At 74.5% G+C, this 23,886-nt stretch carries 19 protein-coding genes; 5 read left to right on the top strand and 14 right to left on the bottom strand.

What is annotated here, in order from left to right:
- Positions 1-36: 36 nt before the first annotated feature.
- From pcaD to ACIF8T_RS20985, 7 genes are all read right to left on the bottom strand, one after another.
- Positions 37-1,173 carry a 3-oxoadipate enol-lactonase gene (gene pcaD, locus ACIF8T_RS21015; protein ID WP_400037151.1) on the bottom strand — a complete coding sequence of 379 codons (1,137 nt, stop codon included), beginning with the start codon at positions 1,171-1,173 and terminating at the stop codon, positions 37-39.
- Positions 1,170-2,495 (bottom strand): 3-carboxy-cis,cis-muconate cycloisomerase, encoded by a 1,326-nt coding sequence (pcaB, locus tag ACIF8T_RS21010; protein ID WP_400037149.1) that lies wholly within the window; start codon positions 2,493-2,495, stop codon positions 1,170-1,172. The genes pcaD and pcaB overlap by 4 nt, the downstream gene beginning before the upstream one ends.
- Positions 2,492-3,097: a protocatechuate 3,4-dioxygenase subunit alpha gene (gene pcaG / locus ACIF8T_RS21005; RefSeq protein WP_400037147.1), complete on the bottom strand. Its 606-nt coding sequence runs from the start codon at positions 3,095-3,097 to the stop codon at positions 2,492-2,494. Before pcaG ends, pcaB begins: the two co-directional genes overlap by 4 nt.
- Positions 3,098-3,103: 6 nt before the next feature.
- Complete coding sequence (gene pcaH, locus ACIF8T_RS21000; RefSeq protein ID WP_400037145.1) at positions 3,104-3,877, bottom strand: protocatechuate 3,4-dioxygenase subunit beta; 774 nt, start codon at positions 3,875-3,877, stop codon at positions 3,104-3,106.
- Between the two features lie 108 nt (positions 3,878-3,985).
- Positions 3,986-5,188 carry a thiolase family protein gene (locus ACIF8T_RS20995; RefSeq protein WP_400037143.1) on the bottom strand — a complete coding sequence of 401 codons (1,203 nt, stop codon included), beginning with the start codon at positions 5,186-5,188 and terminating at the stop codon, positions 3,986-3,988.
- Complete coding sequence (locus ACIF8T_RS20990) at positions 5,185-5,829, bottom strand: CoA transferase subunit B (RefSeq protein ID WP_400037141.1); 645 nt, start codon at positions 5,827-5,829, stop codon at positions 5,185-5,187. The genes ACIF8T_RS20995 and ACIF8T_RS20990 overlap by 4 nt, the downstream gene beginning before the upstream one ends.
- Positions 5,829-6,584 carry a CoA transferase subunit A gene (locus ACIF8T_RS20985; protein ID WP_400037139.1) on the bottom strand — a complete coding sequence of 252 codons (756 nt, stop codon included), beginning with the start codon at positions 6,582-6,584 and terminating at the stop codon, positions 5,829-5,831. The genes ACIF8T_RS20990 and ACIF8T_RS20985 overlap by 1 nt, the downstream gene beginning before the upstream one ends.
- Positions 6,585-6,792: 208 nt before the next feature.
- Between ACIF8T_RS20985 and ACIF8T_RS20980 the strand changes: the two genes are divergently transcribed.
- Complete coding sequence (locus ACIF8T_RS20980) at positions 6,793-7,260, top strand: MarR family winged helix-turn-helix transcriptional regulator (RefSeq protein ID WP_400037137.1); 468 nt, start codon at positions 6,793-6,795, stop codon at positions 7,258-7,260.
- A 64-nt stretch (positions 7,261-7,324) separates the two neighbouring features.
- Here the strand turns inward: ACIF8T_RS20980 and ACIF8T_RS20975 are convergent, their stop codons facing one another.
- Positions 7,325-8,314, bottom strand: coding sequence for a DUF3048 domain-containing protein (locus ACIF8T_RS20975; protein WP_400037136.1), 990 nt, complete (start codon positions 8,312-8,314; stop codon positions 7,325-7,327).
- 225 nt (positions 8,315-8,539) lie between these two features.
- On the opposite strand from ACIF8T_RS20975, the gene ACIF8T_RS20970 reads away from it, so the two are divergent.
- Complete coding sequence (locus ACIF8T_RS20970) at positions 8,540-9,730, top strand: zinc-dependent alcohol dehydrogenase (protein ID WP_400037134.1); 1,191 nt, start codon at positions 8,540-8,542, stop codon at positions 9,728-9,730.
- A gap of 329 nt (positions 9,731-10,059) precedes the next feature.
- Here the strand turns inward: ACIF8T_RS20970 and ACIF8T_RS20965 are convergent, their stop codons facing one another.
- Both ACIF8T_RS20965 and ACIF8T_RS20960 read right to left on the bottom strand, forming a co-directional pair.
- On the bottom strand, positions 10,060-12,213 hold the full coding sequence (locus ACIF8T_RS20965; RefSeq protein WP_400037589.1) for an OmpL47-type beta-barrel domain-containing protein: 2,154 nt from the start codon (positions 12,211-12,213) through the stop codon (positions 10,060-10,062).
- Positions 12,214-12,257: 44 nt separating this feature from the next.
- On the bottom strand, positions 12,258-14,741 hold the full coding sequence (locus ACIF8T_RS20960) for a ThuA domain-containing protein (protein WP_400037132.1): 2,484 nt from the start codon (positions 14,739-14,741) through the stop codon (positions 12,258-12,260).
- A gap of 196 nt (positions 14,742-14,937) precedes the next feature.
- On the opposite strand from ACIF8T_RS20960, the gene ACIF8T_RS20955 reads away from it, so the two are divergent.
- The gene (locus ACIF8T_RS20955; RefSeq protein WP_400037130.1) at positions 14,938-15,894 is read left to right on the top strand and encodes a multicopper oxidase domain-containing protein; all 957 of its coding nucleotides are present in this window, start codon (positions 14,938-14,940) and stop codon (positions 15,892-15,894) included.
- Between the two features lie 868 nt (positions 15,895-16,762).
- Positions 16,763-17,824, top strand: a complete 1,062-nt coding sequence (locus ACIF8T_RS20950) for a LacI family DNA-binding transcriptional regulator (RefSeq protein WP_400037128.1) — start codon at positions 16,763-16,765, stop codon at positions 17,822-17,824.
- 173 nt (positions 17,825-17,997) lie between these two features.
- On the opposite strand, the gene ACIF8T_RS20945 is transcribed toward ACIF8T_RS20950, so the two are convergent.
- Positions 17,998-18,783, bottom strand: coding sequence for a VOC family protein (locus tag ACIF8T_RS20945; RefSeq protein WP_400037126.1), 786 nt, complete (start codon positions 18,781-18,783; stop codon positions 17,998-18,000).
- Positions 18,784-18,958: 175 nt separating this feature from the next.
- Here ACIF8T_RS20945 and ACIF8T_RS20940 point away from each other — a divergent pair, with 175 nt between their 5' ends.
- Positions 18,959-19,258, top strand: a complete 300-nt coding sequence (locus ACIF8T_RS20940) for a WhiB family transcriptional regulator (RefSeq protein WP_400037124.1) — start codon at positions 18,959-18,961, stop codon at positions 19,256-19,258.
- Between the two features lie 177 nt (positions 19,259-19,435).
- Here the strand turns inward: ACIF8T_RS20940 and ACIF8T_RS20935 are convergent, their stop codons facing one another.
- The 3 genes from ACIF8T_RS20935 to ACIF8T_RS20925 all read right to left on the bottom strand — a co-directional run bounded on the left by ACIF8T_RS20935 (position 19,436) and on the right by ACIF8T_RS20925 (position 23,883).
- Positions 19,436-20,410 (bottom strand): acyl-ACP desaturase, encoded by a 975-nt coding sequence (locus tag ACIF8T_RS20935; protein ID WP_400037123.1) that lies wholly within the window; start codon positions 20,408-20,410, stop codon positions 19,436-19,438.
- 228 nt (positions 20,411-20,638) lie between these two features.
- The gene (ddaH, locus tag ACIF8T_RS20930) at positions 20,639-21,415 is read right to left on the bottom strand and encodes a dimethylargininase (RefSeq protein WP_400037587.1); all 777 of its coding nucleotides are present in this window, start codon (positions 21,413-21,415) and stop codon (positions 20,639-20,641) included.
- 176 nt (positions 21,416-21,591) lie between these two features.
- Positions 21,592-23,883, bottom strand: coding sequence for an ATP-binding cassette domain-containing protein (locus ACIF8T_RS20925; RefSeq protein ID WP_400037121.1), 2,292 nt, complete (start codon positions 23,881-23,883; stop codon positions 21,592-21,594).
- Positions 23,884-23,886: the final 3 nt, after the last annotated feature.

The following is a 23,886-nucleotide window of genomic DNA, read 5'->3' as shown; positions in this document are numbered from 1 at the left end:
GCCCCGGCGAGCCCCGCCGGGGCCCGGCCGGTGGGGTCACCCCGCGGCGCTGCCGTCGGCGGACTCCTCCGCCAGCACCCGCTGGGCCGCCGCGAACGCCGAGTTCGCCGCCGGGACGCCGCAGTACACGGCCGTCTGCAGCAGCACCGCGCCGATCTCGTCGGGGGTGAGCCCGTTGCGCCGGGCGGCCCGCACGTGCATGGCCAGCTCCTCGTAGTGGCCGTGCGCGACCAGCGCCGTCAGCGTGATCATGCTGCGTTCCCGGCGGGTCAGCGTCGGGTCGGTCCAGATCTCGCCCCAGGCGTAGCGCGAGATGAAGTCCTGGAAGCGGGCCGTGAACGGGGTCTGCCGGGCCTGCGCCCGGTCCACGTGGGCGTCGCCCAGCACCTCGCGCCGCACCTCCATGCCCCGCCGGGCGGTGCCGCCGAGGTGCGCGCGCAGCGCGGCGAGCACCGCCTCCGGGCGTTCGGCGGGCGCCAGGTGCGAGGCGCCCGGGATCTCGGTCAGCGCGGCGCCGGGCACCGCGTCGGCGATCTCCCGCAGGTGCGCGGGCGGCGTCGCCGGGTCCTCGCGGCCCGCCACCAGCAGCGTCGGCACACGGATGCCGGCGAGCCGGTCCCGCAGGTCGAACGCGGCCAGCGCGTCGCAGCAGGCGGCGTACGCGTCCGGGTCGGCGGCGCGGTGGTCGGCGACCAGCCCGGGCACGGTGAAGCCGGGCGTGAACCACCGGGCGGGCGCGTTCTCCGCGAGCCCGTCCAGCCCCTCGCGGCGCACCAGCGCGGCCCGTTCCTCCCACGGCCGGGCCCCGTTGAAGTGCGCCGAGGAGCAGATCACGGCCAGTGAGGAGAGCCGCTGCGGATGGTGCACGGCCAGGTGCAGGCCGACCGCGCCGCCCAGCGACACGCCCGCGTACGCGAACCGCTCGATGCCGAGGGAGTCGGCGAGCGCCAGCACCAGGCCGGCGAGGTCGCCGACGGTCGCCCCGGGGCCGATCAGGCCGGCCGCGGAGCCGCCGTGCCCCGGCAGGTCCCAGCGGACCACCCGGTGGGTGATCGACAGCTCGGGCGCCACCTTGTCCCACAGGGCGTACGACGTGCCCAGGGACGGGCCCAGCAGCAGCGGGGGAGCCGAAGCGGGCCCCTCGGCGCGGTGGTTGAGGAGTTTCTCGGTCAACGTCGCTCCAGAGCACGGTCGGTGAGGGCTCCGGCGGAGCCGGTGTAGCGGGCGGGGTCGGTGTCGACCGCCGCGTCCTTCGACTCGGGCCGTTCCGCCAGGAGTTCGCCGAGGTCGCGGTCCTCCTCGTAGGTCCGCCGGGCGAGTTCGGTGAGCAGCGCCTTGGCCCGGGCCCGGCCGAGCACCGGCGCGAGCTCGGCCGACAGCCGCTCGGACACGATCAGCCCGTGGGTCAGCCCGAGGTGGTCCCGCATGACCTCCGGACGCACCCGCAGCCCTTCGGCGAGTGCGGCGGCGTCCCGGGCGGCCCCGCCGGTCAGCCGCAGCAGGTCCCGCAGCGGCTCCCACTCGGCGTGCCAGGCCCCGGCCGGCCGCTCGTCCTCGGCCGCCAGCGAGCCGTACAGCGTGGCGGCGAGCTGCGGCGCGCGCCGGGCGGCCGCCGCGATCAGCGTCGCCCGCACCGGATTCGCCTTGTGCGGCATGGCCGACGAACCGCCGCCGCCGCCCTCGGCCACCTCGGCGATCTCGGTGCGGGACAGCACCAGCACGTCCGCCGCGAGCTTGCCCAGCGCCCCCGCCGCGAAGGCCAGGGCCCCGGCGAGGTCGGCGATGGGGGTGCGCAGCGTGTGCCAGGGCAGCAACGGGGCGCGCAGCCCCAGTTCCCGGGCGTAGGCCGCCGGCAGCGCGGTCGCGTCGCCGGCGCCGTACGCCGTGAAGGCGGCCAGGGTGCCCGCGGCGCCGCCGAGCTGGACGGGCAGCGCGTCCCGCACCGCGGTCAGCCGGTCGCGCGCGTCGAGCACCAGGGAGCGCCAGCCGGCCGCCTTCAGCCCGAACGTCGTCGGCACCGCGTGCTGGGTGAGCGTGCGGCCCGGCATCGCGGTGTCGCGGTGCTCGGCGGCCAGCCGGGCCAGCGCCCGCTCCGTGCGCGCGAGGTCGGCGAGGACGGGCTCCAGCGTCCGCGCGGCGACCAGCATCGTCGCCGTGTCCATGATGTCCTGGCTGGTCGCCCCCCGGTGGACGTACGGGCCGTACCGCTCGCCGGCCGCCTGCGTCAGGTCGGCGACCAGCGGGATCACCGGGTTCCCGCCGCCGCGGGCCCGTTCGGCGAGCGAGGCGGCGTCGAAGCGCGCCGGGTCGGCCGCCTCGGTCACCGCCGTCGCCGCCTCGGCCGGGACCAGGCCCAGCGCCGCCTGGGCGCGGGTCAGCGCGGCCTCCGCGTCGAGCAGCGCCCGCAGGTACGCGGTGTCGCCGGTCGCCGCGGCGGCGGGGGAGCCCGCCCAGCCGGGGGCGAGCAGGCCGGTGTCGGCAGCGTCGGGTGTCACTGGAACTCCAGGAAGACCGTCTCGCCTTCGCCCTGAAGGCGGATGTCGAAACGGTAGGTGCCCTTGCCGTCGTCCTTCGCGACCAGCGTGTCGCGGCGCGCCTCGTCCAGCCGCGCCAGCAGCGGGTCGGCGGCCAGCGCCGCCGGGTCGCCCGGCAGGTAGATCCGGGTGAACAGGTGCACCAGCAGGCCGCGCGCGAAGACGCAGACGCTGAGGTACGGGGCGTTGCGCCCGCGGGCGCCCGGGCGCAGCGTCCGCGCGGACCAGTGGCCGTTGGCGTCGGTCTGGACGCGGCCCCAGCCGGTGAACTCCACGCCGTTGCGGCCCAGGAAGCCGCCGCTGGCCGGGTCGCGGCGCATCGAGCCGTCGACGCGCGGCAGTTCGCCGTCCGGGTCCGGCCCCCACAGCTCCACGAAGGCGTCCGGCAGCGGGTCGCCGTTGCCGTCGTACACGTAGCCCTGCAGGGCGATGGCGTCCGGGTGGCCGACGGGCGCGATGTCGCCGCCGCCGGGGAAGGGCAGGGCGTGGCCGTAGAAGGGGCCGACCGTGTGCGACGGGGTGGGCAGCACGGTCTCCGGACGGCTGGTGTCGATCTTCGTCATGGTGGGTCAGCGCCCCTCTTCCATCCAGGTGGCCTGCGGTCCGTCGAGCACGATGTCCCAGTGGTAGCCCATCGAGAACTCCGGCACCGACAGGTTGTGGTCGTACGTCGCGATCAGCCGCTGCCGGGCGGCGTCGTCCGTCACCGACTGGATGATCGGGTCGTACGGGAAGAGCGGATCGCTGGGGAAGTACATCTGCGTCACCAGCCGCTGGGTGAAGGCCGTGCCGAAGATCGAGAAGTGGATGTGGGCGGGCCGCCAGGCGTTGAGGTGCTGGCGCCACGGGTACGGGCCCGGCTGGATGGTGGTGAAGTGGTAGCGGCCCTCGTCGTCGCTGAGGGTGCGGCCCACACCGGTGAAGTTCGGGTCGAGCGGGGCGTCGTGCTGCTCGCGCTGGTGGGCGTAGCGGCCCGCCGAGTTGGCCTGCCAGATCTCGATGAGCTGGCCGCGGATCGGGCGCCCGTCGCGGTCGAGCAGCCGGCCGGACACGGTGATGCGCTCGCCGATCGGCTCCCCGGTGTGCTGCCGGGTCAGGTCGTTGTCGATCTCCGTGATGTCCCGCTCGCCGAAGGCGGGGGAGGACAGCTCCACCAGCTCCGGGTCCTTGGTGACGTCGATGGTGACCGGCGGCTGCTTGGGGTGGCGCAGCACCGAGGAGCGGTACGGGGCGTAGTCGCGGCGCGGGTGGTGCTCGACCGGGGCGCCGTCGGCGACCCGCTTCTCGTACGCGGCGTGCTCGGCCGCGATCTCCTGGTCGATGTCGTGCTGGGTGAGAGTCATGGCGTTCCTGACGGTCTCGTTGAGGGGGAGGGGCGTGGCTCCGCGGCCCTCGGGGGCGGACGTGGGCGGCCGGCCACCGCGGACCCGCGGTCGGGCGGCGCGGCGCGCTCAGCGCTCCAGGACCAGGGCGAGACCCTGGCCGACGCCGATGCAGAGGGTGGCGACGCCGACGCCGGAGCCCTTGCGGGCGAGCTGGTGGGCGACGGTGCCGGCGAGCCGGGCGCCGGAGGCGCCGAGCGGGTGGCCGAGGGCGATGGCGCCGCCCTGCGGGTTGAGGATCGCGGGGTCGAACTCGGGCCACTCGGCGACGCAGCCGAGGACCTGGGCGGCGAACGCCTCGTTCAGCTCCAGCACGTCCAGGTCGGCGAAGCCCTTGCCGGCCTTGGCCAGTGCCCGGTTGACCGCCTCGACGGGGGCGAGACCGAAGTAGTGCGGGTCGAGCGCGGAGACCCCGGTCGCCGCGATCCGGGCCAGCGGCTCGCGGCCGGTGGCCTTCAGGCCCTCCTCGTCGGTGAGCAGCAGCGCGGCGGCGCCGTCGTTGAGGGGGGAGGCGTTGCCCGCGGTCACCGTGCCGTGCTCGGGCCGGAACGACGGCTTCAGCCTGGCCATGGCCGCCAGGGAGGCGTCCGGGCGGACGCTCTCGTCGGCGGCGACGACGACCGGGTCGCCCTTGCGCTGCGGCACCGGGACGGGCACGAGCTCGGGCCCGAACAGTCCCTCGGCCTGGGCGCGGGCGGCCTTGCGGTGGCTGTGCAGGGCGAACTCGTCCTGCTGCTCCCGGCCGATCTTGTGCTTCTCGGCGATCAGCTCCGCGCTCTCGCCGAGCGGGACGGTCCACTGCGGGTCCATCCTCGGGTTGACCATGCGCCAGCCGAGGGTGGTCGAGTACAGCTCGGCGTGCCCGGCGGGGAACGGCCTGTCGTTCTTGGGCAGGACGTACGGCGCGCGGGTCATCGACTCCACGCCGCCCGCGACGGCGACGGAGGCGTCCCCGGCCGCGACGGCGCGGGCGGCCTGGATCACCGCCTCCAGGCCGGAGGCGCACAGCCGGTTGACGGTGACGCCCGGCACGGAGGTCGGCAGGCCCGCGAGCAGGGCGGCCATCCGGCCGACGTTGCGGTTCTCCTCGCCGGCGCCGTTGGCGTTGCCGAAGTAGACGTCCTCGACGCGGGCCGGGTCCAGCGCGGGGGTGCGCGCGAGGAGTTCGCGGACGGCGTGCGCCGCCAGGTCGTCCGGGCGCACGCTCGCCAGGGCGCCGTTGTAGCGGCCGATCGGGGTGCGTACGGCGTCGACGACGTAGACGTCCTTCATCGGGCGGCCTCCGGGAGGATCAGGCGGGCGTCGGTCTTGGCGGCGATCTCGTCGGCGGTCACGCCCGGGGCGCACTCCACGAGCACCAGCCCGTCGTCGGTGACGTCCAGGACGCCGAGGTCGGTGATGATCCGGTTGACGCACGCCCTGCCGGTCAGGGGCAGCGCGCACTCCCGCAGGATCTTCGGGGAGCCGTCCTTGGCGGTGTGGGTCATCACCACGATCACCGTGCGGGCGCCGTGCACGAGGTCCATCGCGCCGCCGATGCCGGTGACGAGCTTGCCCGGGACCGCCCAGTTGGCCAGGTCGCCCTTCTCGGACACCTGCATGGCGCCGAGGACCGCGACGTCGATGTGCCCGCCGCGGATCATCCCGAAGGACAGCGCCGAGTCGAAGAAGGAGGCGCCGGGCAGGACCGTGACGGTCTCCTTGCCCGCGTTGATCAGGTCCGGGTCGACCTGGTCCTCGGTGGGGTAGGGGCCGGTGCCCAGGATGCCGTTCTCCGACTCCAGGACCACCTCGACGCCCTCGGGCAGGTGGTTGGGGATCAGCGTGGGCAGGCCGATGCCCAGGTTGACGTACTGCCCGTCCCGCAGTTCCCGGGCCGCCCGCGCGGCCATCTCCTGACGCGTCCAGGCCATCAGCTGCTCACCGTCCGCTGCTCGATCTTCTTGTCCGCCGCCTGCTCCGGGCTGAGCGCGACCACGCGCTGCACGAAGACGCCCGGCAGGTGCACCGCGTCCGGCTCGATCTCGCCGGGCTCCACCAGCTCCTCCACCTCGGCGACGGTGACCTTGCCGGCCATGGCCGCGAGCGGGTTGAAGTTGCGGGCGGACTTGTTGAACACCAGGTTGCCGTGCCGGTCGCCCCGGGCCGCCCGCACCAGCGCGAAGTCGGTGCGGATGCCGCGCTCCAGGACGTACTCGGTGCCGTCGAACTCCCGGACCTCCTTGGGCGGGGAGGCCAGCGCGACCCCGCCCTGCCCGTCGTAGCGCCAGGGCAGTCCGCCCTCGGCGACCTGGGTGCCGACCCCGGCCGGGGTGTAGAACGCCGGGATGCCGGCCCCGCCCGCCCGCAGCCGCTCGGCCAGCGTGCCCTGCGGGATCAGCTCCACCTCCAGCTCCCCGGCCAGGTACTGGCGGGCGAACTCCTTGTTGGCGCCGATGTAGGAACCGGTCACCCGGGCGATCCGCCCGGCCGCCAGCAGCACCGCGAGCCCGGACTCCATCGCCCCGCAGTTGTTGGAGACCACCGACAGCCCGCCGACGCCCCGCTCGTACAGCGCCTGGATCAGCACGTTCGGCACGCCGCTCAGCCCGAAGCCGCCGACCGCCAGCGACGCGCCGTCCGGCACGTCCGCCACCGCCTCCAGGGCGGAGGCGACCACCTTGTCCATCCGAGAAGCCCCATCTCTTCCTAGCGGCCCGACACCGAATTAATCAGGGCACTGAGTATTTCTGCGAGGTTGCCCTCACGTTGCCACCGGAGGGACGGAGCGTCAAGACCCTGCTCAGCGGTGCACCGGGCGTCCGCGGGAGGGCAGACAGGGGGAGATCGGCCGGGTATCGTTCAGTGCACCAACGAAAACGACCGTGGGAGCGCACATGGCCGCGGTGGACCTGACCACCCATCCCGGGCACCTGGCCCGGCGGCTCCAGCAGGCGCACTACCTGCTCTGGAACGCGATGGTCTCCGAGGAGATCACCTCGCCGCAGTTCGCGGTCCTCAACACCCTCGTCGACGAACCGGACCGCCTGGACCAGCGGACCGTCGGGGAGCGGGTGGGACTGGACCGGTCGACCATCGCCGAGGTGATCAGCCGGCTCGGCCGCCGCGGCCTGCTCGACAAGGTGCGCGACCCGCAGGACGGCCGCCGGTTCCTGCTGCGCCTCACCGACGAGGGCGTCCGCACCCACCGCAGGCTGACCGTGCGCACCGCCCGGATGAACCAGGTCTTCCTCGCCCCGCTGACCGACGCGGAGCAGGCCCTCTTCTTCGAGCTCATCCGGCGGGTCGCCGACGCGGCGGAAGGGCTGCGCAACCCGGCCGAGCCCGTGGCCGCGCCGCGCTGAGCGGGCCGCCGGCGCCGCGAGGGGACCGCACCCCGCCCACCCCGCCCCTCGGGGCGCCCGTCCCTCAGGGCGCCTGCACGTACACCACCCACACCGGGCCCCGCGCGAAGTTCACCGGCGTGCCGTCGCCCGTGGTGAACGCCGTGCCCTCCGCCGCCCGCGTGCGCTCCCAGCGCACCTCGTGGGCCCGCCCGTCGCGCAGCACCGTCGCCCTCCCGGAGCCCACCGTCTCGGTGTACGGCGAGTTGCTGCCGCGGAAGTCCCGGTAGGCGGACGCGCGGACGGTCACGTACTGCACCACCACGGTCGCCGCCGCCACCCGCGCCCCGCCGGTCGTCACGGCGGGCGTGCCGTCCAGGGCGACCAGCCAGCGGTCGCGGGCCCCGGACCAGGTGAACGTGAAGCGGGCCGCCGGGTAGCGGACCGTGCGGGAGGCCACGGCCGTGCCGCCGTCCGGGGCGGCGCCGTAGCGGAAGCCGGTGGTCAGGGCGCCGGCGCCGGGCGGGGCGGGCAGGAGCGCGCCGGGGCGTACGTAGAGGTTGTGCGGGGCGGGCCTGCCGGTGCCGCGGAAGTAGGCGCCCGACGCCTCGCGGGGTGTCCGGGCGTCGACCGGGGCCGCGTCGATGACCGGCAGGAGCCTGCTCTGCGCCCCGGAGAAGGCGAGCACCGGCCGGCCGAACTGGCGCAGCAGCTCCAGGTCGGACTCGCGGGCGCTGCGCACCGGCCCGACGGCCTCCGGCAGCCGGGTCGCGTACACCGCCATCAGGCGGCTCAGCCCGCCCTCGACCTGCTCCGCGTACACCACGTCCGCCGCGTCCACGCCCGTCTGGGGCCGGGCGGCCGGCGCGTTGTCGATCTTCACGGCGAGCAGCGGCGGCCCGCCGCCCGGCTGCCGCGGTGACGGCTGCCGCGGTGACGGCTGTACCGGCGAGGCGCTGGGCCGCCCCCCGTCGTCGCCGTCGTCCGTGCAGCCCGCCACGAGGGAGGCCGTCACCGCGGCGGCCAGCAGCGCCGCGGCCGCCGCGGCGCGCCGGGTGCGCGCTCCTCGTGCCATGCCCACCGTCCACGCGCCTCGGACCAGGGGCGCCTCGGACCGGGACGCCTCGGATGACGCAGGTCACTCGATTGTGCGCCTGCCGGTCCCCGACGGCCAGATCCCGCCGGACCGGCACCGGGCGGCCGGGGCGCGGCCCGCGGGGGCGGTTCGGGGCGGGGCGCCCGGGTACCCGGCCCTGGCCGTACGACCGACGCGCAAGCGTGACGGAGGGAGCACGAGGCGATGAGGGCAGTCACCTGGCAGGGCAAGCGGGACGTGCGCGTGGAGAGCGTGCCCGATCCGAAGATCCAGGAGCCGACGGACGCGATCATCCGCGTCACCTCCACGGGACTGTGCGGATCCGATCTGCACCTGTACGAGGTGCTCACCCCGTTCATGACGCCGGGCGACATCCTCGGCCACGAACCGATGGGCATCGTCGAGGAGGTCGGCGCCGGCGTGCCCGACCTGCAGGTGGGGGACCGGGTCGTGGTGCCGTTCCAGATCGCCTGCGGCAACTGCTGGATGTGCCTGACCGGGCTCCCGACCCAGTGCGAGACCACCCAGGTCACCGGCGAGGGCATGGGCGCGGCCCTGTTCGGCTACACCCGCCTGTACGGCGCGGTGCCCGGCGCCCAGGCCGAGTACCTGCGCGTCCCGCAGGCGCAGTACGGGCCGATCAAGGTGCCCGAGGGCCCGCCCGACGACCGCTTCGTCTACCTCTCCGACGTCCTGCCCACCGCCTGGCAGGCGGTCGCCTACGCCGACGTCCCGCAGGGCGGCAGCATCGCCGTGCTCGGTCTCGGCCCCATCGGCGACATGGCCTGCCGGGTCGCCCAGGTGCGCGGCGCCGGACGGGTGTTCGGCGTCGACCTGGTCCCGGAGCGGCTGGCCCGGGCCCGCGCGCGGGGCGTGGAGACGTTCGACCTGCGGTCCTTCGACGACGAGAAGGAACTGGTCGCCGCGATCCGCGACGAGACCGACGGACGCGGCCCGGACGCCGTGATCGACGCCGTCGGCACCGAGGCCCACGGCAGCGCGGTGGCCCGCCTGGTGCAGAACACCGCCTCCCTGCTGCCGCGCAAGCTCAGCGGCCCGATGTCCGAACGCTTCAGCGTCGACCGGCTCGCCGCCCTGTACACCGCCATCGACCTGGTGCGGCGCGGCGGGACCATCTCGCTGTCCGGGGTCTACGGCGGCATGGCCGACCCGCTGCCGATGCTCACCCTGTTCGACAAGCAGGTCCAGATCCGCATGGGCCAGGCCAACGTGCGCCGCTGGAGCGACGACATCCTGCCGTACCTCACCGACGAGGACCCCCTCGGCGTCGACGACTTCGCCACCCACCGGGTGCCGCTGTCGGACGCCCCGCGCGCCTACGAGATGTTCCAGCGCAAGCAGGACGGCGCGGTCAAGGTCCTGATGCAGCCGTAACGGCCGGCCGGGCGCCCGGGACCGCCGGGCCGTACCGGACCGCCTCCTCCGGCTGCGCGGACGTGCGGCTCTCCGGGGTCCGGTCCGGGCGCCGGCGGCACGTCCGGCAGCGGCTCGTCCGCCGGGGCCGGCAGGCCGAAGGCGACGAACGGCGCCGGGGTCCGCACGGCCACCGCTTCCCCCCGGAGGCCCCGCTCGAACCGGCCCGCCGCGACGAGCACGACCGCGGGCCGGGCGACCTGCCGTACCCGCCCGACCACCCGGAGACGCCGGGGGAGCCGAAGCGGGTACAGCCGGGCCGGGCGAGGAGGACAGTGCCCCCGGCGGGCCTACAGCTCCCTGATCCGGATGTCCCGGTAGGAGACCACGTCCGTCGTGCCGTGCACCTGGAGCCCGAGGTAGCCGGAGGCGAACCTGCGCCCGTCCGTGCCCGGGTCGTCCGAGCGGGGCGGGGCGAACTCCTGGCCGCCGGTGTTGTCGAACTCGTTGATCAGCACGCCGTTGCGGTAGACCGCGTAGTGCTGGTCGACCACCCGGATCTCGTAGTCGTTCCAGGTGCCCTTCTGGGTGACCCCGGCACCGGCGAGCCCGACCCGGTCGAAGCCGTAGACCGAACCCGTCTTGTACATGTCGCCGTCGGGCCGGTCGAACACCTGCACCTCGTGGCCGTACTTGATGGCGACCCACTCCGGCCGGGACTCCTCCGGGTGGTCGTGCACCCACGGGAAGCGGACGAGGACGCCGGAGTTGGCGTTGCCGGTGCCCGGGGCGTCGTCGCGCCACTGCAGGCGCAGCGAGAAGTCGCCGTACCTGCGCTCGGGGAACCACAGCATGCCCAGGCCCGCCCTGGTGGTGCCCGAGGTGATCGACCCGTCGGCGTTCAGGCCGAACGAACCGCCGCCCACGTGCTGCCACCGGGCGAAGGACTCCGGGCTGCCGTCGAGGATCGTGCGGTAGCCCTCGGTCTGCCCGGGCCTGCCGATGCCGGACTGCCGGGCGGCCTCCCGGACGGCGGTGTGCTCGCGCCGGTCGAGCACCCCTTCCTTCAGGAGCCGGTCCAGCACCGCCGTGACGTGCTTGAGGAACAGCGCCTGCGACGTCCACTCCCTCTCGTCCTCGATCAGCTCGCCGATCCGGCACCGGTTGCCGGTGACCCGGTTGGGCACGCCCGAGTCGGCCGTGCCGACGATCACCGTCAGCCGCTCGTCGTACTCCGGGCAGGCCGGGGCCGGGACCTGGCCGGCGACCACCGTGAGGCTCACGGTGCGCGCCGGGGCGGTGTTGCCGGCCCGGTCGGTCGCCCGGTAGGCCAGGGTGTGCGCGCCCGCGCGGTCCACGACCACGGCGGCGGTGTAGGCCAGGTACGGGCCGCCGTCGAGCGAGTACTCGATCCGCTCGACGCCCGAACCGCCCTCGTCGGTCGCCGTGACCGTCACCCTCGCGCTGTTGAGGTACGCCCCGGCGGAGTTGCGCGTGCCCTCGACGGTCACGCCCGTCACCGGGGCGACGGTGTCCCGCGGGGGCGCGGCGACGACCGTGAAGTGCACGCTCTTCTCGGCGGCGACGTTGCCCGCCTTGTCGGTGGCGCGGTAGCGCACGGTGTGGGCACCGGCCCCGTGCACCATCACGGGAGCGGTGTACGGCTGCCAGGCGCCGGTGCCGAGCGCGTACTCGACGGTGTTGACGCCGGACCCGGTGTCGGAGGCGGAGACGGTGACGGTCGCCGTGCCGATGTAGGCGCCGTCGGCGTTCCGCTCGCCGCCGACCGTCGCCGAGGTCTCCGGCGGCGCGGTGTCCCCGGTCGGCGGCGCGACGACCGCGAACGCGACGCTCTCCTCCGCCGAGACGTTCCCCGCCTTGTCCAGGGCGCGGTAGCGCACGACGTGACTGCCGACCTGGTCGACGACGACCGGCGCGGTGTACGGCTGCCAGGCACCCGACTCGCCGACCGCGTACTCGATCCGGTCGACGCCGGAGCCGCCCTCGTCGGTGGCGTGCAGCGCCACGCTCGCCGAACCGACGTACTGGCCCTGCGGGTTCCGCGTCCCGCTCACGTGCGCCGAGACGTCGGGCGGGGTCGTGTCGCCGCCCTGGCCCTCGGTGACCACCAGCACACCCCGCATCTGCCCGTGGCCGGGGATCGTGCAGTGGTAGAGGTAGCGGCCGGGGGTGAGCGTCACCTCGGCGGTGTGCCGGCCGCCCGCGTCGTCGCCGGGGTTGGCCAGGATGTTCAGCTGGACGTCGCCGTTGTACTCCGGGTCGCTCGTCACGAACGTCAGCGTGTGCGGCATGCCCGTGGTGTTCCCGGTCGCCGCGCTGTTCTCGAAGACGATCGTCGCCGGACCGGCGACCGCGGTCCGCGGGGCCGAGGTGTACCGGTCGATGTCGTTGCCGGCCGTCCAGGTGAGGACCTGGTCGGCGGCCGCCGCGGCGGGCCCGTCCGGCTGCCCGGACGCGGCCGTGGTCTGCAGACCGAGCATCATCAGCAGGGCGGCCAGCAGGGCCGTCCAGGTGCGTCGTCGACGTGTCACCGCTGTGACCCCCTCGCCAGTCGGTCCGCGGCCGGGGTCGGCCCGCCACCCGTGTACGTCACCCGCCACAGCGCCGACCGCGTGTCGGAGGTGAAGAAGCCGCGGCCGTAGTCGAGGACGTACAGCGCGCCGTCCGGGCCGAACCGCCAGTCCATGAGGTTGCGGATGCCGCCCTCGCCGACCGGCACGATCTTCTTCAGCGACTCCGAGTGCACCGGCGGACCGCCGTCCCCCTGGGTCCTCGGGTCCATGAGCACCGCGTTGCGCGGCTGGTCGCCGTCGTAGAAGTCGCCGACGAACCACTTGCCGTCCCAGTACGGCGGCCATGCCACGGCACTGTCCGCCGGGACCTGCCCGGACCGGTACACCGGCCCGTTCATCGCGGCCTGCCCGCCGCCCTTGAGCCACGGCAGCCGGTAGGTGACCTCCTCCGCCCGGTAGGACGGGACGCCGTTCGCGTCGCGCGGGTAGTCCGGGGCGCCGCCCTGCGGGGAGTACCAGATGTTGTTGCCGGTGACCGGCGGCAGGTCGACCAGGCCGTCGTTGTTCGGCGACTCGTTCCTCGGCCGGTCGCAGTCGTACCAGCCCAGCGGCTGCGACGGATCGGGCAGGTTGCGGTCCCGGTAGGGCTGCTGGTTGCCCATGCAGTACGGCCAGCCCCGGTTGCCCGCCTCGGTGATCACGGCGAACGTGTCGTACTTGGCCGGACCCCAGACCGGCGACGGGGCGCTCGCGTCCGGCCCCACCCAGCCCGCGTACAGGATGTCGGTGGTCTTGTCGACGAAGATGCGCGCCGGGTTGCGCACGCCCATCACGTAGATCTCGCCGCGCGTCTTGCCGCCGCCCTCGTCGGTCTCCTTCCCGGTGAACAGGTTGCCCTCGGGGAGGGTGTAGGTGCCGTCGGGCTCCGGGTGGATGCGCAGGATCTTGCCGTTGAGGTTGTTGGTGTTGCCGGCGGTGCGGCGCGCGTCGGCGAAGGAGACGCCCCGGTAGTTCGGCTGCGGGTTGTTGCCCGAGTAACCGTCGCTGAAGCCGCTGGAGTTGTTGTCGCCGGTGGCGATGTACAGGTTGTCCCGGGAGTCCCACGCCATCCCGCCGCCCGCGTGGCAGCAGCTGTGGATCTGCACCGGCCACGCCAGCAGCACCTTCTCGCTGCCGGGGTCGAGCCGGTCGGTGGCCCGGTCGAGCGTGAACCGGGAGACGCGCCGCTCGGCGATCCGCCTGTCGCGGTCGATCCGCGCGTGCGGCGTGTAGTGCAGGTACACCCAGCCGTTCTGCTCGAACCGCGGGTCCAGCTCGATGCCGAGCAGTCCCTCCTCGACCTTGGTCAGCTCGTCGCCGCCGCCCTTGTTGCCGAAGACCGTCAGCTCGCCGGCGAGGGTGACCTCCTTCGTCCGCGGGTCGTAGACGTGGATCTGGCCCGTGCCCTTGCCGACGTCGGGGTCGTTCCAGTCGGTCACCACCGGCCGCGAGGCGTCGCCGCCGCCGCGGCCGATGTAGAACACCCGGCCGTCGGGCGCGGTGACCAGGCCGTGCGGCTCGCCGATCTGGTCGCTCAGCCCGGGCTGGTTGGGCCGGGTCAGCCGTTCCGCCCGGTAGTTGCCGGTGATGGTGGCCTTGCAGTCCGCCCGCACCAGCCGGGTCGTCCACAGCAGGGCGCCGCGCAGGTGGGCGCGGAAGTCCGTCTCGTCGTACGCGGACGCCGTGCCGCCCATGGCCGTGTAGAAGGACCGCCCGCCGTCGTAGTCCCGGCACCAGCTGACCGGGTGGTCCCAGCCGTTGGCGCCCGTCCCCGGCCGGTACGTCGACTCCCGTACCCGGGCGACCGTGTGCACCGTGCCCGACGGGTTCTTCACCCAGTTCAGCCACTTGTCGAGGCGCTTCCACTGCACCGGCAGGTCCTTGGTCGCCGGGTGCCGCCGGTCGCCGACCTCGACGGTGGCGCGCTGCGCGGCCGCCGGGCCGGAGGCGGCGGGCCGGGCGCCGACGAGGCCGGTGAACCAGTCCGAGTACGGCTCCGCGCGGGCCGCGTCGTGCAGGCCGAGGAAACCGCCCCCGGCCTCCATGTACGCCTCCAGCCCGGCCTCCTGCTCGGGGTCGAGCACGTCGCCGCCGCCGGTCAGGAACACGATCGCGTTGAAGCGGCCCAGCCGGGCCCCGTCCGTGAAGACCGAGGCGTCGCCGGTGGCCGTGATGTCGAAGCGCTGGTCCGCCGGTCCGGTCAGGCCGATCCGCTCGATCGCCTCGATACCGGCGTTCACCACCGGCGACTCGTCCCCGCCCGCGGCGGAGCCGTGGAAGACCAGCACCCGTACGTCCGCGCCGCCCGGAGGCGAGGTGATCGACATCGTTGTCACCGGTGGGTCCGGAGCGGGGCGCGCGCTCGCGGCGGGAGCCGACAGCGATCCGGCGACCACCGCGGCGGCCGCCGCGGCCGCCCAGACCCGTCGTCCTGACGTGCTCGACCCTCGTAAGTGCATGGGCATCTCCTCGGTCACGGCAGCAGCGCCAAGGAAGCTAGACCCCTTCGCGTCACCCGCCAAGAGGTATGACCGCGTTGCACCGAACTTTGTCCTGGGCGTGGATAAACGGCCGCCCGGCCGGTACCGTCTCACAGGTTCATGACAGCCACGCCTCGCACATCCCTCAAGACCCTTACCAGGACGGGGAGTTCGCATGGACCGACGCAGCTTCAACCGGGGGGTCCTGCTGGGCGGCGCGGCCCTCACGACATCGTTGTCGACGGCGCCCGGGGCCGTCGGCGCCGACACCCCGGCGCGCACGGCGCCCGCCGGAGGCGAGGTGAGGCGCATGAAGCTGTACGCCGAGAAGCTGCCCGACGGACAGCTGGGCTACGGACTGGAGAAGGGCAGGGCGACCGTCCCCGGCCCGCTCATCGAGCTCAACGAGGGCGACACGCTGCACGTCGAGTTCGAGAACACGATGGACGTCCCGGTGAGCCTGCACGTGCACGGCCTGGACTACGAGATCTCCAGCGACGGCACCCGGCTCAACCACAGCGACGTCGAGCCCGGCGGCACCCGCACCTACACCTGGCGCACCCACACCCCCGGCCGCCGCAAGGACGGCACCTGGCGGGCGGGCAGCGCCGGCTACTGGCACTACCACGACCACGTGGTGGGCACGGAACACGGCACGGGCGGCATCCGCAAGGGTCTCTACGGGCCGGTGATCGTCCGCCGCGAGGGCGACGTCCTGCCGGACCGGACGCACACGGTCGTCTTCAACGACATGCTGATCAACAACCGGCCGGCGCACAGCGGCCCGGACTTCGAGGCGACCGTGGGGGACCGGGTCGAGTTCGTGGTGATCACGCACGGCGAGTTCTACCACACGTTCCACCTGCACGGTCACCGCTGGGCCGACAACCGTACCGGCATGCTCACCGGGCCCGACGACCCGAGCCAGGTCGTCGACAACAAGATCGTCGGCCCGGCGGACTCCTTCGGGTTCCAGGTGATCGCAGGGGAAGGCGTCGGAGCGGGCGCCTGGATGTACCACTGCCACGTGCAGAGCCACTCCGACATGGGGATGGTGGGGCTGTTCCTGGTGAAGAAGCCGGACGGCACGATCCCGGGGTACGACCCGCACGACCCCGGTCACGAGCACTGACGGACCCGTGGGCGGGCGTCCCTCGCCCTGACGCGCAGTGACCTCGAAGCGGTGCCGGAACCGGCGGCGTGCCCGGGCGCCCTGCGGGGCGGCTTCCTGCGGGCGGCTTCTCGCGGGGCGGCTTCTTGCGGGGTGGAGGCGCGCGGGACGACGCGGCCCGCACGGGCGAACCGCCCGTCGCGGGCCGGTGGGTGCGCACCGGCCCGCCGTTCCCCGGTACGGCCACGGCCCGCTGCCCGGACTGCTGCCCGGCGCCGACGCCCGCACCGCCGAGGCCGACGCCGAGTTCCCCGGCGCCCGCCCGGCGCCGCGCGGGGCGATCCGCCCGCCCGACGGGGCGGACGGCGCCCTGCCGGCCCGCTGGACTCCGCGACGGCCACCGCGCGGCGCCACTCCTCGTCGTCGGCGACTGCGACCCGGCGACCGCCACGGGGCACTGGCGACTGCCGGTGGCCGTCGACACCACCCTCGGCGACGTGCCGCGCGGTGCGCACCCCGGGCGGACCGGCGGGCGGGCCCGTTCCGTGGACGCGCCTGTCGGCCTGCCCCGGAAGGACCTGGCCCTGTCCCGGCTCGCGTACCGGCGAGCGGAGCGCGCGGGCGGCGGGCGGTGGGCGTCGGGTGGATCTGCCGGTCCGGGGGGTGGCCGGGGCCGGGCACCGTCGGCCGGAGGGCGCCGCGGGCTGCCGCGCCCTCATGGCGCCTCCTGGGCGGTGACCCCTGGGCCGTACGGGCGCCACCTCGACGGACGGGCGGCCCGCCCACGGGGCGGCCCGCCCGCGTGGGGCGTTCCTCCCGCCGCTCGCGCCCTCACCTGCCGCGCGGCCCGCGGCTATCCTGTCCGGAAGCACGCAGGAGGAGCCCCGAAGTGACCGAGACAGCGCCGCGTCCCACGCTGGAGGCCGTGGCCGCGCGGGCCGGGGTCTCGCGGGCCACCGTCTCCCGTGTCGTCAACGGCGCGCAGGGCGTGCGCGAGGCCCTCGTGGAGCGGGTCCGGCGGGCGGTGGAGGAGCTCGGTTACGTACCGAACCAGGCCGCCCGCAGCCTGGTGACCAAACGCCACGACGCCGTCGCCGTCGTCATCGCCGAACCGGAGACCCGCGTCTTCTCCGACCCCTTCTTCGCCCGGCAGCTCCGCGGCATCAGCAAGGAGCTGACCGCCCACGACAACCAGCTCGTGCTGCTGCTCACGGAGGGCCGCGACGACCACGCCCGGGTGGGCCGCTACCTCGCCGGCGGCCATGTCGACGGCGCGCTGGTGTTCTCGCTCCACCTCGACGACCCGCTGCCGGAGCTGATCCACAGCGCCGGGGTGCCGACCGTGTTCGGCGGCCGGCCGGGGTGGAGCGACGGCACGGGCGGCGCCGTGTACGTGGACAGCGACAACCGGGGCGGCGCCCGCGAGGCCGTACGGCATCTCGCCGGCCTGGGCCGCACCCGGATCGCGCACATCACCGGAGCCCTCGACCAGACGTCCGCCGTGGACCGGCTCGACGGCTTCCGGGACGTCACGGCGGACGCCGACCCCGGGCTGGTGGCCGAGGGCGACTTCACCCCGGCCGGCGGCGAGCGCGCCATGCGCGAACTCCTCGGCCGCCGCCCCGACCTGGACGCCGTGTTCGCGGGCAACGACATGATGGCCGTGGGCGCGCTGCGGGTACTGCGCGAACACGGCCGGCGCGTGCCGGAGGACGTCGCCGTGGTCGGCTTCGACGACATGCCGCCGGTGGCCGAGCAGGCCGACCCGCCGCTCACGACGGTCCGTCAGGACATCGAGACGATGGGCCGGCTGATGGTCCGCCTGCTGCTGCGCCACCTGGACGGCCACACCCCGGACGACCTCCTCGGCGAGACCGCGGACGTCCCCGGGGCCGCCCCGCCGCCCGGCGTGGTCCTGCCGACGACGCTGGTCCGGCGGGCGTCGGCCTGAGGCGGCCCGGGCGACGTCCCCGGGACCTCGCCCCCGCGCACCACCCGCCTGCCGCCGCACCGTTCGCCGACCGTCTCGTGGCCCGGACGGAGGGACCCGTGCGAGGACCGGACGGGGGGATGACGGCCGGAGGTCTCGCCGGCGGGGCCGCCCGTGGTGCTGGGGGCAGCGTCTCACGCCTCCCGCGGGGCGCTCCGGATCACCGCGAAGCGGGCGCCGCAGGGGTCGGCGAGGCGGGCGGTGCGGCCGATGCCCGGGGTGTCGGCGGCGGGCCCGCGGACGGTGCCGCCCAGCCGCCGCACCGCCGCCACGGCGGCGTCGACGTCGGGCACCTCGAAGGAGGGCAGCCAGGACGCCTCCGTCTCCAGCGGGTCGTCGGCCAGCGGCACGAGGTCGCCGAACACGGCGTCCTCCCCGGTGCCCGCCGGGTTGACGCACGTGTGCGTGCCGTCGGGGAAGGAGGCGGCGTACGTCTCCAGGCCGAGCACGGTGTGGTAGAACGCGGCGGCCAGGGCGATGTCCGCGGTGAACAGTTCGACCCGGCTCAGCGCGCCGGGCTCCCCGGCCGCGTCGACGCCCGCGGTGCGGCCCGGCTGCCAGACGCCGAACGGCACGCCCGCCTGGTCGGCGAGGACCGCCATGGTGCCCTGCCCCCGTACCTCCGCCGGAGGGACCAGCACCCTGCCGCGTGCCCGCCGGGCGGCCTCGGCCGCGGCCGCGGCGTCGGGGGTCTCGAAGTACACCGTCCACGACGGCGGGCCCTGGCCGGGCGGCGTCTCCATGGCCCCGGCCACGGTCCTGCCGTCCAGCTGAAAGAAGCCGTAGCCGCCGGCGCCGGGACCCGCCGGGCGGAACGTCCAGCCGAAGACACCGCCGTAGAAGGCGACCGCGCCGTCGAGGTCGGGCGTCCCGACGTCGGTCCAGGCCGGCGAGCCCGTGACGAAACGGGTGGTGAGCATCGTCGCCCTCCTCGGTGCCGTGGTCCGCACAGCCGAGTCTCGCACCGCCCACGGACGATCGCCCACGGACGATCGCCCCCGGACCGTCGTCCTCGGAGCGCCGCCGTGCGCGACGGCCGGCGGTACGGCACCATCGGGGCGGCCGGAGGCCCTCGCGCCGCGCGTTGATCGGGCGTTGAGCGAACGTTTTGCGCCGCCCGGCAGGCTGCTGGCCATGCACACCGACACCATCACCACGCCCGGCCCCGACTGGCAGACGGAGGCGCTGTGCGCGCAGACCGGGGCGGACTTCTTCTTCCCCGAGCCCGGCAGCTCCGTGCGGGAGGCCAAGCGGATCTGCGGCATGTGCGCCATCCGCTCGGCCTGCCTGGAGTACGCGCTGGACCACGACGAGCGGTTCGGCGTCTGGGGCGGCCTGTCCGAGAAGGAGCGGCTGGAGCTGCGGCGCGCCCCGCGCTGCTCCCTCGGTTCGTGACCTGAGCGCGGGCGGCACCCCCGGTCCGCGGCGGCACCGCCGGACTGCCGGGGACGGCGCAGCCGCCTGCGCCCGCGCCGGAGGATCCGGCGCCCGGTACGTGTGGCCCCCGGTACACGGTGCCCCCGGCACGCGGGGCCGGCGCCCGTGGAGGGCGCCCTCCGGTCCCCCGTGCGGTCAGCCGCCGGCGCGGGCCGCCATCCGGGCCTTGCGGGCGGCCAGCTTCTCGTCGAACTTGGCCGCCTCGGCGTCCAGACCGCCCATGAACAGGCCGAGCTCCTCCTGCGCCTGGCGGCCCTCCGGGCCCAGGCCGTCGATCTCCATGATCTTCAGGAAGCGCAGCACCGGCTGCAGGACGTCGTCGTGGTGGATGCGCAGGTTGTAGACCTCGCCGATCGCCATCTGCGCGGCGGCCCGCTCGAAGCCCGGGATGCCGTGGCCGGGCATCCGGAAGTTGACGACGACGTCCCGCACCGCCTGCATGGTCAGGTCGGGCGCCAGCTCGAACGCCGCCTTGAGCAGGTTCCGGTAGAAGACCATGTGGAGGTTCTCGTCGGTGGCGATGCGGGCCAGCATGCGGTCGCAGACCGGGTCGCCGGACTGGTGGCCGGTGTTGCGGTGCGAGATGCGGGTCGCGAGCTCCTGGAAGGCGACGTAGGCGACGGAGTGCAGCATCGAGTGCCGGTTGTCCGACTCGAAGCCCTCGCTCATGTGGGCCATCCGGAACTGCTCCAGCTTGTCCGGGTCGACCGCGCGGGAGGTGAGCAGGTAGTCCCGCATCACGATGCCGTGCCGGCCCTCCTCCGCCGTCCAGCGGTGCACCCAGGTGCCCCAGGCGCCGTCCCGGCCGAACAGGCTGGCGATCTCGTGGTGGTAGCTGGGCAGGTTGTCCTCGGTCAGCAGGTTCACCACCAGCGCGATCCGGCCGATCTCGGTGACCTTGGACTGCTCCTTGTCCCAGGCCTCGCCGTCCTCGAAGAAGCCGGGGAAGTTGCGGCCGTCGCTCCAGGGCACGTACTCGTGCGGCATCCAGTCCTTGGCGACCTGCAGATGCCGGTTGAGCTCCTTCTCGACCACTTCCTCCAGGGCGTACAACAGCCGGGCGTCGGTCCAGACGGAGGGGCTGCCGAGGTGCGGGGAAGCGATCGTCATGGGATCTCCAGGGGGACGGGAACGGGAACGGGAACGGGAAGGGGGCAACGGCCCGGCGAGCGGTGCCGGCAACCTACGGAATCGTAGGCTACGAAGCCGTAGGTTACGAAGCCGTAGGTTAAGGGCGCCGTAAAGACCGCTGATCAGCCTGTGTTGCCCGGAGTGCCGGGGCGTGCCGTGCGGCCCCGGACCAGGCGTCCCGGACAGGACGGGGAGGGGATCACCCGGTCAGGCGTACAGCTCCCGCAGCCGCACCGAGAGACAGGTCACACAGCCTTCCAGCTTCTCGAACTCGCTGATGTCCACGACGACCGGCTCGTACCCGAGGTCCGCGAACAGCTCGGCGGTCTTCGGCGCGCTCGCCGCCATCAGCAGCCTGCCGCCGCCGAGCAGCACGACGTGCGACCCGGACTCCTCCGGCACCGGCAGGAACCGGGCGAACAGCGACGGGGCGTCCATGGTCGGGATGTGCCCGACGACCGTGCCGTCCGGCAGCGCCGTGACCGCGGTCTTCAGGTGCAGCACCTTGCCGACCGGGACGGCCACGACCCGCGCGCCGAGCGGTTCGAAGGCGGCCCGCAGCTGCTGGACCCCCGCCGCGTCGGTGCGGCCGCCGCGCCCGACGTAGACCGTGTCGCCGATCTTCAGCACGTCGCCGCCGTCCAGCGTGCCGGGCTCCCAGATCCAGTTCACCGAGCAGCCGAGACCGGCCACGGCCTCCTCCACCGCGGCGGTCTCGGCGCGCCGGGACTCCGCGCCGGGCCGCGCGATCAGCGCCACGTTCTTGTACATGACCACCGTGTCCTCCACGAACACGGCGTCGGGGCAGTCGTCGGCCGGCTCCACCTCGATCGTCTCCCAGCCATGGTCGCGCAGCGCCGCCACGTACGCCTCCCACTGCCCGAGCGCGAGATCGGCGTCGACGTCCGCCCGCTCGATGTGCGTCACCAGGCCTTCGGCCAGGCGGGGGCCGGGACGGCGGACGAGGGCCTTCTTGCTGGGCACGGGCATGACTCCGGGGTGAGGGGACAGGGCGCGGGCCGGGACCGCGGCGGTGCCTCCGGGACCGGCCGGACGCCGACGGCCGCCGGCGCTCCATCATGCAGGGCCGTTCCCGGCGGGGCCACCTCCGCGCCCGCGGCCCGGGGACGGGTACGCGGGTACCCGTCCCCGGGCGCGCCTCACCGGACGCGCGCGGCCCCGGCGCCCGCCACGGCCCGCCGCAGGTGCTCGCCCGTGTGGGACCCCTCGGCGTCCAGCAGTTGCCGGGGCGTTCCCTCGAACACCACCCGGCCGCCGTCCCGGCCGCCGTCCGGGCCGAGGTCGATCACCCAGTCGGCGCGGGCGACGACGTCCAGGTGGTGTTCGACGACGACGACGGTGTTGCCCGCGTCGACCAGCCGGTCCAGCAGCGCGACGAGCCCGTCCACGTCCGCCAGGTGCAGTCCGGTGGTGGGCTCGTCCAGGACGTACACGGCGCCCGTCCGGTGCAGCCGGGTGGCGAGCTTGATGCGCTGCCGCTCGCCCCCGGAGAGCGTCGACAGGGGCTGGCCGAGCGTGAGGTAGGCGAGCCCCACGTCGCGCAGGGCGTGCAGCCGGCGCCGGACGCCCGGGTCGTCGAAGAAGCCGAGCGCCTGGCCCGCCGTCATCCCCAGCACGTCGGCGACCGAGCGGCCGCGCACGGTCAGCCGCAGCACCTCGTCCTTGAAGCGCCGGCCCTCGCAGCCGTGGCAGGTCGTGGTCACCGGGTCCATGAAGGCGAGGTCGGTGTGGATGACCCCGCGCCCCTCGCAGGTGCCGCACGCGCCGTCGGAGTTGAAGCTGAACAGGCCGGGCGCGGTGCCCGTCTCCCGCGCGAAGATCCGGCGCACCGTGTCCATGATCCCCAGGTAGGTCGCCGGGGTGGACCGCCCGGAGATCCCGATCGACGACTGGTCGACGACGACCGCGCCGGGGTGGGCGGCGGTGAACTCCGCGACCAGGGTGCTCTTGCCCGACCCGGCGACCCCGGTCACCGCGGTGAGCACGCCGGCCGGGAACCGCACGGTCACGTCGCGCAGGTTGTGCCGGCCGGCGCCCTTCACCCACAGCCCGCCCGCCGCCTCCCGCACCGGCTCCTTGACGGCGGGCCGCCGGCCCAGGCACCGGCCGGTCGCGGTGTCCGAGGCGGCCAGCTCCCCGGGGGTCCCCTCGAACACCACCCGGCCGCCGCCGGCCCCCGCGCCCGGTCCCATGTCCACGACGTGGTCGGCCAGCGCGATGACGTCCGGGTCGTGCTCGACGACCAGCACGGTGTTCCCCTTGTCCCGCAGCCGCAGCAGCAGGTCCCCGAGACGGCCCACGTCCCGCGGGTGCAGGCCGACGCTCGGCTCGTCGAAGATGTACGTCATCCCGGTCAGGCTGGAGCCGAGGTGCCGGACCGTCTTCAGCCGCTGCCCCTCGCCACCGGAGAGCGTGGACGTCTCCCGGTCGAGGCTGAGGTAGCCCAGGCCGATCGCCTCGATCCGTTCGAGCGCGGCGACGGCGGCACGGGCGACGGGCCCGGCGACCGGGTCGTCGATCTCCTTCAGCACGGCGATCAGGTCGGTGACCTGCATCCGCGCACAGTCGGCGATCGACAGGCCGTTGATCCGGGTCGCCAGCGCCGCCGCGTTGAGCCGGGCCCCCCGGCAGGCCGGGCAGGTGCCCTCGGCGAGGAACTCCCGCACGAGGTCACGGGTCTTCTGGCTCATGGCCGACAGGTCCCGTTTCAGGTACAGCCGTTCGAAGCGGTCGGCGAGGCCCTCGTACTCGGTCGTCCAGGTGCCCCCGCTGCCCTCGACCGTGACCTTGCTGCCGGGCCGCCCGCGCATCAGGAACTCCCGTTCGGCGGCGGTGAACCGCCCCACCGGCTTGTGCGGGTCGAGGTCGGCGCTGTTGGTGTACGCCTGCCCCTGCCAGGTCCCGGCGGCGAACGGCGGGAACCGGACCGCCCCGTCGGCCAGGGAGCGGTCCGGGTCCAGGATGCGGTCCCAGTCGGGCCGCACCGTCCGCCCGAGCCCGTCGCACCGCGGGCACATGCCCGACGGGTCGTTGAACGAGTACGCCGTCGCCGGTCCGGCGCTCGGGGTGCCGTACCGGGAGAACAGCACCCGGATCACCGAGTAGACGTCCGTCATCGTGCCGACCGTGGACCGCGCGTGCCCGCCCACCGGCCGCTGGTCGACGACGATCGCCGGGGTGAGGTCCTCGATGCCCTCGGCGTGCGGCCGCTCGTACGAGGGCAGCCGGTTGCGGACGAACCACGGGAACGTCTCGTTCAGCTGGCGCTGCGACTCCACCGCGATCGTGTCGAAGACGACGGACGACTTCCCCGACCCCGACAGGCCGGTGAACACCGTCAGCCGGCCCTTCGGGATGCGGAGGGAGACGTCCTTGAGGTTGTTCTCCCGGGCTCCGGTCAGCGTGATGACATCGTGGGTGTACTCGGTCATGCC

The sequence above is a fragment of the Streptomyces sp. NPDC085946 genome (assembly GCF_044540485.1).
Classification (GTDB): domain Bacteria; phylum Actinomycetota; class Actinomycetes; order Streptomycetales; family Streptomycetaceae; genus Streptomyces.
Note: the sequence above shows the minus strand (reverse complement) of the source record. Positions and strands in the feature narration are given on the sequence as shown.

Excerpts from the sequence above, each read along its gene's own strand:
- pcaG (WP_400037147.1), bottom strand. The coding sequence starts at position 3,097 with ATGACGAAGATCGACACCAGCCGTCCGGAGACCGTGCTGCCCACCCCG.
- pcaH (WP_400037145.1), bottom strand. The coding sequence starts at position 3,877 with ATGACTCTCACCCAGCACGACATCGACCAGGAGATCGCGGCCGAGCAC.
- ACIF8T_RS20995 (WP_400037143.1), bottom strand. The coding sequence starts at position 5,188 with ATGAAGGACGTCTACGTCGTCGACGCCGTACGCACCCCGATCGGCCGC.
- ACIF8T_RS20990 (WP_400037141.1), bottom strand. The coding sequence starts at position 5,829 with ATGGCCTGGACGCGTCAGGAGATGGCCGCGCGGGCGGCCCGGGAACTG.
- ACIF8T_RS20985 (WP_400037139.1), bottom strand. The coding sequence starts at position 6,584 with ATGGACAAGGTGGTCGCCTCCGCCCTGGAGGCGGTGGCGGACGTGCCG.
- ACIF8T_RS20980 (WP_400037137.1), top strand. The coding sequence starts at position 6,793 with ATGGCCGCGGTGGACCTGACCACCCATCCCGGGCACCTGGCCCGGCGG.
- ACIF8T_RS20975 (WP_400037136.1), bottom strand. The coding sequence starts at position 8,314 with ATGGCACGAGGAGCGCGCACCCGGCGCGCCGCGGCGGCCGCGGCGCTG.
- ACIF8T_RS20970 (WP_400037134.1), top strand. The coding sequence starts at position 8,540 with ATGAGGGCAGTCACCTGGCAGGGCAAGCGGGACGTGCGCGTGGAGAGC.
- ACIF8T_RS20965 (WP_400037589.1), bottom strand. The coding sequence starts at position 12,213 with ATGATGCTCGGTCTGCAGACCACGGCCGCGTCCGGGCAGCCGGACGGG.
- ACIF8T_RS20960 (WP_400037132.1), bottom strand. The coding sequence starts at position 14,741 with ATGCACTTACGAGGGTCGAGCACGTCAGGACGACGGGTCTGGGCGGCC.
- ACIF8T_RS20955 (WP_400037130.1), top strand. The coding sequence starts at position 14,938 with ATGGACCGACGCAGCTTCAACCGGGGGGTCCTGCTGGGCGGCGCGGCC.
- ACIF8T_RS20945 (WP_400037126.1), bottom strand. The coding sequence starts at position 18,783 with ATGCTCACCACCCGTTTCGTCACGGGCTCGCCGGCCTGGACCGACGTC.
- ACIF8T_RS20935 (WP_400037123.1), bottom strand. The coding sequence starts at position 20,410 with ATGACGATCGCTTCCCCGCACCTCGGCAGCCCCTCCGTCTGGACCGAC.
- ACIF8T_RS20925 (WP_400037121.1), bottom strand. The coding sequence starts at position 23,883 with ATGACCGAGTACACCCACGATGTCATCACGCTGACCGGAGCCCGGGAG.